Origin of the sequence: Stenotrophomonas sp. (assembly GCF_032061965.1) — a bacterium.
Lineage (GTDB): Bacteria > Pseudomonadota > Gammaproteobacteria > Xanthomonadales > Xanthomonadaceae > Stenotrophomonas.
Map to the genome: position 1 here is coordinate 73,943 of NZ_DAMBEF010000019.1, position 8,021 is coordinate 81,963.

Consider the following 8,021-nt stretch of genomic DNA (forward strand, 5'->3'; position numbering starts at 1 on the left):
TACTTACTCGGTATCCGGGGCCTGGTTGATCACGGCCCAGAAGGTACCAATGGTTTTGACCGCATTGAAGAACTGGTCGATATCCACCGGCTTGACCACGTAGGCATTCACCCCCAGGTCCCAGCTACGCACCAGGTCGCTCTCTTCGCGCGAGGACGACAGGATCACCACCGGCAGGCGCTTGAGGTCTTCTTCGGCACGGATGCGCTGCAACACCTCCAGCCCGTCCATGCGCGGCATCTTGATGTCCAGCAGCAGTACCGCTGGCAGGCCTTCCTCGCGCTGCGCGAAGCTGCCTCGGCGCAACAGGAAGTCCAGCGCCTCCACGCCATCCTCGACATGCACGATGGGGTTGGCCAGGCGCGCATCGCGCAATGCATCGATCGCCATTTCGGCATCGGCAGCGCTGTCTTCGGCCAGCAGAATGGTTCGCAGGGGGCTCATGCCAGGGAATCCTTTTGGGAAACGTCGGTTGCGGAAGGAACGGTAAAGCGGAAGGTTGCACCCTTGTCGACCTGGGCATCGGCCCAGATGCGACCACCATGACGGGTCAAGACGCGGCGCACGCTGGCCAGGCCGATGCCGGTGCCGGCGTACTCGGATGCCTTGTGCAGTCGCTGGAACACGCCGAACAGCTTGGAGGCGTACTGCATGTCGAAGCCGGCGCCATTGTCGGCGACGCTGAACTGATGACTGCCATCGGGCAACGGTTTGGCGTTGACCTCGATCACCGCCTTGTCGCGACCGCCGGTGTACTTGACGGCATTGCCCAGCAGGTTCAACCACACCTGCCGCATCATGTTCTCGTCGGCCACCACGGTCGGCAGGTTGCCGATATGCCACTCCACGTTCCGCGCCGGGCCGTCGCCAGCCTCGGCCTTCAGGTTGGAGTCCAGCAAGGCGCGGGTGTCGGCCACCAGGGTCTGCATGTCCACCGGCTGCATGCGCATCGCGCCGCGGCCCAGGCGCGAGTACACCAACAAGTCGTCGATCAAGGCCGCCATGCGCTGGGCCGAGCTGCCGATCACCTGCAGGTAGTGCCGGGTCTTGTCATCCGCTGCCTCGCCCAGGTGCCGCCCCAGCTTGTCGGAGAACCCGGCCACATGCCGCAACGGCGCGCGCAGGTCGTGCGATACCGAATAGCTGAAGGCTTCCAGCTCGCGGTTGACGTCAGCCATCTGCTCGACCTTGCCTTCCAGCTGCCGGTTCAGCTCTTCCACCCGTACCTGCACCGCACGCTGCAGGGTGATGTCGCTGACCGTCATCAGCACCACCTCGTCGTCCACATCGGGCAGCGACATGCGCCGCGCGTTGATCAACATGGTGCGGACCATGCCATCGACACCGCGCTGCTGATGCTCGAAGTCCCACAGCTCGCGACCGCGCAGCAATACGTCGGCCAGGCGCTGGCCGATCAAGGGATCGTTCCAGGCGCCCTCACCGATCTCCTGCAGCGGACGCAGGTAGTTGTCCTGTTCCTCGGCGCCGTACAACTCGGCGAACGCGGTGTTATGCAGCACCACGCGCAGCTTGGCATCGAGCAACACGATCGGCTCGCGCACCGTCTGCAGCACGGCACTGGCACGGGCGCTGGCCTTGTTCAGGCGCTTTTCCACCTCGGCCCGGCTGCCGATCTGCCGTTGCAGCAACCACAGCACCAGGGCCAGCAACAGCAGCTGCACCACCAACGCCGACCAGGTAACCACCGAGGCCTGTTGCTGCTGGCGCTTGGCGCGCAGCGCGCGCTCCACCAGCAGCCCCTCTTCGTGCTGCTGCAGCTCGTTGACCAGCTCGCGGATGGGGAACTTGAACGTCATCTCCTCGATCAGCTCACGCTGCCGCGGCGAGTCGCTGCTGGCGGCAATTTCCTTGGCCAGCGCCATGCGCCGCTCCAGCATCAGCTCCATCTTGCCAATGCGCACCAATTGCTCTGGGCTGTCGTTGACCAGCTGCGACAGCTCCTGCAGATTCACCGAGACCCGATCCGCCTGGCGCAGGCGTTGCTGCAAGGCCTGCGAGTCGATGCCCTTGGACAGGGTCAACGCGGCCGACTCGACGTCGCGGATATCGGCTTGCAGGTTGTACAGCCGCGCACCGACCGCCTGGGTGTGGGACACCCAGTTGGCCGCATTGACGCTCTCGCGCGCCAGGTGACGCAGCATGATCGCCGGTACGATGATGATGAGCAGCGCAGCCAGCGCCAGGCCCATCAGGCGCCAGCGGCTCCAATCATCATCGCTGAATCGAGATGCCATCGTTTCCCCTCTGCAGGCGTGCCCGCCGCGCCCTGGCGGCCGGCCTTTCCTCGGCGGCGATGATGCCATCGCCGCACGGATGGTCAAACCCGCTGACCATCAGCCAAGGATTGCATGAATTCCACCATCAATGCACGCCCGCACCTGCTTCCTCGCAGGAAACGCTTCAGCGATCTCACGCACCATCACTGCGCTTGATCGCATGCCCGCCAAATTCGTTGCGCATCGCCGCCAGCATGCGGTCGGTAAACGAGTTGTCCTCGCGCGAGCGCAGCCGTTCCAGCAGCGACAAGGTGATCACCGGCGCGGGCACATCCAGGTCGATGGCTTCGGCCACGGTCCAACGCCCTTCGCCGGAGTCCTCCACATACGGTGCGATGCCATCAAGTACGGGGTTGCGCTGCAGCGCATCAGCACTGAGATCCAACAACCAAGAGCGCACCACGCTGCCATGCCGCCACACTTCGGCAACCTGCCCCAGGTCCAGATTGAACTCGGCTTTTTTCTGCATCAATGCAAAGCCTTCGGCATAGGCCTGCATCATTCCGTACTCGATGCCGTTGTGGACCATCTTGCTGAAGTGGCCCGCGCCCACCGGCCCAACATGCGCCCAGCCACGATCAGCCGCGGGCGCCAACGCCTGGAATACCGGCGCCAGGCGCTGCACCGTAGCCTGCGGCCCACCGATCATCAGGCAATAACCTTCCTGAAGCCCCCAGACGCCGCCGCTGGTGCCGCAATCAACGAAGTCCACACCCTGCTCGGCACAACGCGCCGCACGCTGCTGCGACTGCCGGTACCAGGAGTTGCCTCCATCAACCACCACGTCACCGGCCGACAGCAGCGGCAACAAACTGTCCAGGCTGGCATCGACCACCTTGGACGGCACCATCAACCACAGCACGCGCGGCGCCGGCAGCGCCTGCACCAGCGCCTGCAGGTCCGCCACGGTCGCCATGCCCTTGTCCTGCAACTGCTGGCGCGCCGGCGCGCCCGGGTCGTAGCCGGTTACGGCGATGCCGCCTTGTTGCAGCCGCTGTGCCATGTTGGCACCCATGCGGCCCAGACCAATCATCCCTAGTTCCATGGTTCACCTCGCTTGATGGTGGAAATTGTGGTGGCAGCGCAGGCCCGCAGGCGACTGTCGAGCCAACGCTGGTAGATCGTGGTGTGCAGGTTGTGCAGGGTCAGGTCGATACTGAAGGGCGTACGCGGGTTGCGGTCCAGCAGGCGTACCACGTGGTAGCCCAACGGTTTGATCCCCTTGCGGTGCACATAGAGCATCAGTTGCTGGTAGACCGGATCGGCCAGCAGCGCGTCCAACTGCGAGACCCGCAACCGCTGCTCGGGCGGCAAGCTGGCACGCAGCTCAGGGTCGCGTTCGTACAGCAAGCGCTCGAAGTAGCGCCGGCCCTGCCGCGGGAGTTGCTGGGCAAGCTCCCATAGACGGCGGTTGCGCGCGTCGTAATAGGCCAATCCCCCGTGTCTGGCCAGCGCGTGCGCTGCCGCATCACTGATATCGGTGATGACGAAGTTCTCGGCCTGGTTGTTGATGTCGTCCAGATACTGCTTGCCGAATACATGGGCGATGAAACCCGGCACGCCCATGAATGCCTGCCGTCCCAATGCGGCCGTGCGCACGGCCTTGCCATCGGCGAAAAATTCGCCGGCATTGCCGCCCAGCAGGATGCTGTCGGTATCGTGCAGCGTCAGGAAGGTGCCGATGGACAATTCGCCCGCGGTAAACGCCGTGTCGAAGGCGGTATCGCCGAACAGTTCGCGCAGCGTTGCCAATTGCGCCACCTGGCGGCCGACGCCGCATTCCGAACGCACCCGGCCGGAGTAAAAGGCCTCCAGCGCACGCGAATTGCCACCGACCGGTGCATAACCGCGACCGAAACTGCGGAAGCGCTGCCAGCCCTGCGCCTTCGCACCGCCTGGGCCGAAGCCTATCCATCCCAGCTGCAACGCCGTGAAGCGATAGCCGGGATTGTCCTGCAGGCGCGTGGTGGCACGCCGTGTGGCGTCGCCGAGCTTGAACGCAAACGCACAGACGCTGGCAGGCTGCGCAAGCACCTGCGCCGCCAACTGCTCGCGTTGCGCTTCGTCATAAGCGGCCGGCACCCGCAGCTGCAACTCGCCATGGGCATGCGCCTCGGCCAGCGAGCCGCGTTGGCAGGGGCTGCCCGTCGCCACGGACGGCTGCAAGGAGGCGTCCACGTGCAACTGCCAGCCCAGCTCGCGCAACAGCTCGGCATTGCAGCCGGCCATCGCGTTGCCCATCAGCAGGCCGGGCACCATGCACAACCCGGACATCCATCGACCCGCCGCCGTCACAGCGTGCCGGTGCAACCTCACCGCGTGCCGTCCACGCCTGTCGCCGGTGCCAACTCCCCAACGTACTGCTGCAGTCGCTGGAAGAAGTTGCGGTAGAACTGCGCATCCTGCACCGTACTGCTGGCCACCCGCACCAGCGAATCATCGTTGCTGCCGAAAGGCAGCGACACCGACCCCAGGGCGCCAACGCCTACGCTGGCCGAGGTCGGCGACTTCTTCAGTGCATAGCGATCCTGCACGGCGCTGACGAACACCTGCGCCATGCCATCGGCACGCGCGGCACAGGAGACGCGCAGCACCAACTGCTCGTGCACTTCGTCCTTGGGCTGGAAATTCTTGTTGGCCTCGACGTTGCCTGCGTCGGCACGGGCGATGGCATAGCCCTGCCCCAGCAACGCGCGCCGTGCAGCTTCGCAGGCCTGTGCCGGCGAGCTGTCGATGTTGCGCGAGTAGGTATCGCCGGAGTCGAACGACTCTCGCAGCAAGGTGCTGTCAGCAGCCTTGCCACCACAGCCGGCCAGTGTCAGCAGGGCCAGCGCGGCCAGCGCATGCGGACTGTGACTGCGCATGGGCACTCCTGTTCTAGGAAGGCCCTCAGCATAACGCCGCCAACGTCATGGGACGTTGACGGCGTCGTTCAGCAGCATTGCCTGTTTGGGCGCGGCTCAGTCAGCCCAGCGTCCCGGGCCGGTGGACTGCGGCAATACCTGTGCCGACAGCGGGCGGTCCTTCTCCAGCAGGTTGACCGCATCGGCAAGGATTGCAGCCGATTCACGCAGCAGCGGGTCCGGGCGCTTTTCAGCCGCCTTTTCGCGCGCGGCGTCCTTGACGATATCGCGCTCGTTGCCGGTCAGGCCGTCGTCGCTGCTGTCCTCGGCAAGCGGGTCCAGCGGCAGGCCCAGTTCCTTGCGGATCTGCTGGCGCTGCTTGCGCTGGTTTTCCTGCTTGTCACGCTCGGCGCGGCGCTCGGCCTCGTTGAGCGAAACGTACTTCTTGGCAGCCTCGGTGCGGAACTGCTCCACATCCTCTTCCCACCACTGGAACTCGCGGTCGCTGCGGATGCGCTGGCCATGCAGCGTGTCCAGGCGCGGCACGATCGGTGCGAAGTTGCCGTACTGGGTGTGCGGAACGGCAGCAATGCGGGTCCACGGCAAGGCATTGTCGTAGGTGCTCTCGCCAAACTCACTGGCATCCACGCTGGCCGGGAAGGCCAGATCCGGCACCACGCCCTTGTGCTGGGTGCTGGAGCCGCTGACGCGGAAGAACTGGGCGATGGTCAGTTTGACCTGGCCAAAGCGTTCCTTCTCGCTGGCCGGCCAGCGATCCAACGGCACCACGTTCTGCACGGTGCCCTTGCCGAAGGTGGTTTCACCGATCACAAGGCCACGGCCGTAGTCCTGGATGGCGCCGGCAAAGATTTCCGAGGCCGAGGCCGAACCACGATTGATCAGCACCGCCAACGGGCCGTCCCAGGCCACGGCCGGGTTGCGATCACTGTTGACGGTCACGCGGCCACCGGACTCGCGCACCTGCACCACCGGGCCCTGCTCGATGAACAGACCGGTCAGTTCGATTGCTTCATCCAGCGAGCCACCGCCGTTGTTACGCAGGTCCAGCACCACGCCGTCGAGCTTGTCGGCCTTGAAACCGGCCAGCAGCTTGGCGACATCGCGGGTTGCCGAGGCGTAATCAGCCGCATTGCGTCGACGGCCCTCGAAGTCCTGGTAGAAGGTGGGCAGCTTGACCACACCGATGCGCCGCTCGGGCACGCCCGCACTAGCCGGGATGGTCATGGTTTCGCCCTTGGCGGCCTGCTCGGACAGACGGATCTTCTGCCGGGTCAAGGTCACCATGCGGTGCTTGCCATCGGCACCTTCGGCGGCCGGGATGTATTCCAGACGTACCTGGGTGTCCTTGGCGCCACGGATCTTGGCCACCACGTCGTCGATGCGCCAGCCGATCACATCTTCGACCGGGCCGGAACGGCCCTGGCCAACACCGACGATGCGGTCACCCGCCTTCAAGGTGCCATCCAGCGCCAGCGGGCCGCCGGGGACCACTTCGCGGATCACCACCACATCGTCCTGGCGCTGCAGCTGCGCGCCGATGCCTTCCAGCGACAGCGACATCGCCTGGTTGAAGTTCTCCGCCGTGCGCGGGGTGAAGTAATCGGTATGCGGGTCAACAGCGCTGGTATAGGCGTTGAGATAGATCGAGAACACGTCCTCGTTCTTCCACTCGTTGATGCCCTTGAGCTGGGTGTCGTAACGCTTCTCAAGGGTCTTGCGGATATCCGCTGCCGGCTTGCCGGCCAGCTTCAGCCGCAGCCAGTCGTTCTTGACCGACTTGCGCCACAGTTCATCCAGCTCGGCGTTGGTACCCCACGGCACGTCCTTGCGGTCGTACTCGAAGCGTTCCTCGCGGGTGAAATCGGGTTCCTGGCGCAGCAGGCGGCGCGCGTAGTTGATGCGCTCGGTTACGCGCTGGCGGTACACCGCGAACACCTGGAAGGCCGGGTCCAACTGGCCGGAACGGATGGCCTCACCGGTCTGCGCCGCCAGCGGCGCGAAGCGGTCCACGTCTTCCTTGGTGAAGAACTGCTTGCCGCCGTCCAATGCCTCCAGATAGCGCTTGAACACGTCGGCCGAGGTTGCTGCATCCAGCGGCCGCGGCCGATAGGCATAGCGACTGTCGGACAGCACCCCGTACACCAGCTTGGAGGCAGTCGCCTGGTCAACCGTGGGGCCCGAACTGAGCACCGGGGCATCGGCACGCGCCATCAGCGCGGTCGGTACGGTCAGTGCGAAGGCCAGCAGGAAAGCGGGAACTCGGTAGTTCATCAAAGTACTCGTGGCACCGAATGTTGGGGGAAGACTGCGGGCAGGTCAGACATGCCGACAGTGCCGAAAGTTTCAGCACTTGTCATCCGGCCCACGGCCAGACTAGCCGCAGTGCTGTAGCAGAATGTGAACCGATCGCCCGCAGCGGCGGGCGTCATCGCGGGCACGCCGTTGGCCAACGGCCGCGGCATGCCCGGCAGGGCGGACTCAGGCGACGACGCCGGCACCGGCCGCCTGCTGGTCGGCGTGGTAGGACGAGCGCACCATCGGCCCGGAGGCGACATGGGTGAAGCCCAGTTCGTAGCCGTACTCCTCGAACGCCTTGTACTCCTCCGGCGTCCAATAACGCAGCACCGGGTGGTGGTGGGCGGTCGGCTGCAGGTACTGGCCGATGGTCACCATTTCCACATCGTGGGCACGCAGGTCGCGCAGGGTGGCCTGCACCTGCTCCAGGGTCTCGCCCAGGCCCAGCATGATGCCGGACTTGGTCGGCACGTTCGGGTGCTGTGCCTTGAAGTTCTTCAACAGGGTCAGCGACCACTGGTAGTCCGCGCCCGGGCGCACGTTGCGGTACAGGTCCGGCACGGTT

General features: G+C 65.2%; 6 protein-coding genes and 1 pseudogene. All 7 read right to left on the minus strand.

Features of this window, described 5'->3' with window-relative positions:
- Nucleotides 1–3: 3 nt before the first annotated feature.
- Nucleotides 4–444 (minus strand): response regulator, encoded by a 441-nt coding sequence (locus tag RT460_RS11800; RefSeq protein ID WP_313319153.1) that lies wholly within the window; start codon nt 442–444, stop codon nt 4–6.
- Nucleotides 441–2,255: an ATP-binding protein gene (locus RT460_RS11805; RefSeq protein ID WP_313319154.1), complete on the minus strand. Its 1,815-nt coding sequence runs from the start codon at nt 2,253–2,255 to the stop codon at nt 441–443. Before RT460_RS11805 ends, RT460_RS11800 begins: the two co-directional genes overlap by 4 nt.
- A 175-nt stretch (nt 2,256–2,430) precedes the next feature.
- Nucleotides 2,431–3,342 carry a phosphogluconate dehydrogenase (NAD(+)-dependent, decarboxylating) gene (gnd, locus tag RT460_RS11810; protein ID WP_313319155.1) on the minus strand — a complete coding sequence of 304 codons (912 nt, stop codon included), beginning with the start codon at nt 3,340–3,342 and terminating at the stop codon, nt 2,431–2,433.
- Nucleotides 3,333–4,571: a hypothetical protein gene (locus RT460_RS11815; protein ID WP_313319156.1), complete on the minus strand. Its 1,239-nt coding sequence runs from the start codon at nt 4,569–4,571 to the stop codon at nt 3,333–3,335. Before RT460_RS11815 ends, gnd begins: the two co-directional genes overlap by 10 nt.
- Before the next feature lie 38 nt (nt 4,572–4,609).
- Nucleotides 4,610–5,161 carry a DUF2242 domain-containing protein gene (locus RT460_RS11820; protein ID WP_313319157.1) on the minus strand — a complete coding sequence of 184 codons (552 nt, stop codon included), beginning with the start codon at nt 5,159–5,161 and terminating at the stop codon, nt 4,610–4,612.
- 96 nt (nt 5,162–5,257) lie between these two features.
- Nucleotides 5,258–7,432: a carboxy terminal-processing peptidase gene (locus tag RT460_RS11825; RefSeq protein ID WP_313319158.1), complete on the minus strand. Its 2,175-nt coding sequence runs from the start codon at nt 7,430–7,432 to the stop codon at nt 5,258–5,260.
- A gap of 207 nt (nt 7,433–7,639) precedes the next feature.
- Nucleotides 7,640–8,021: pseudogene (locus RT460_RS11830) on the minus strand (lipoyl synthase); the annotation flags it as partial.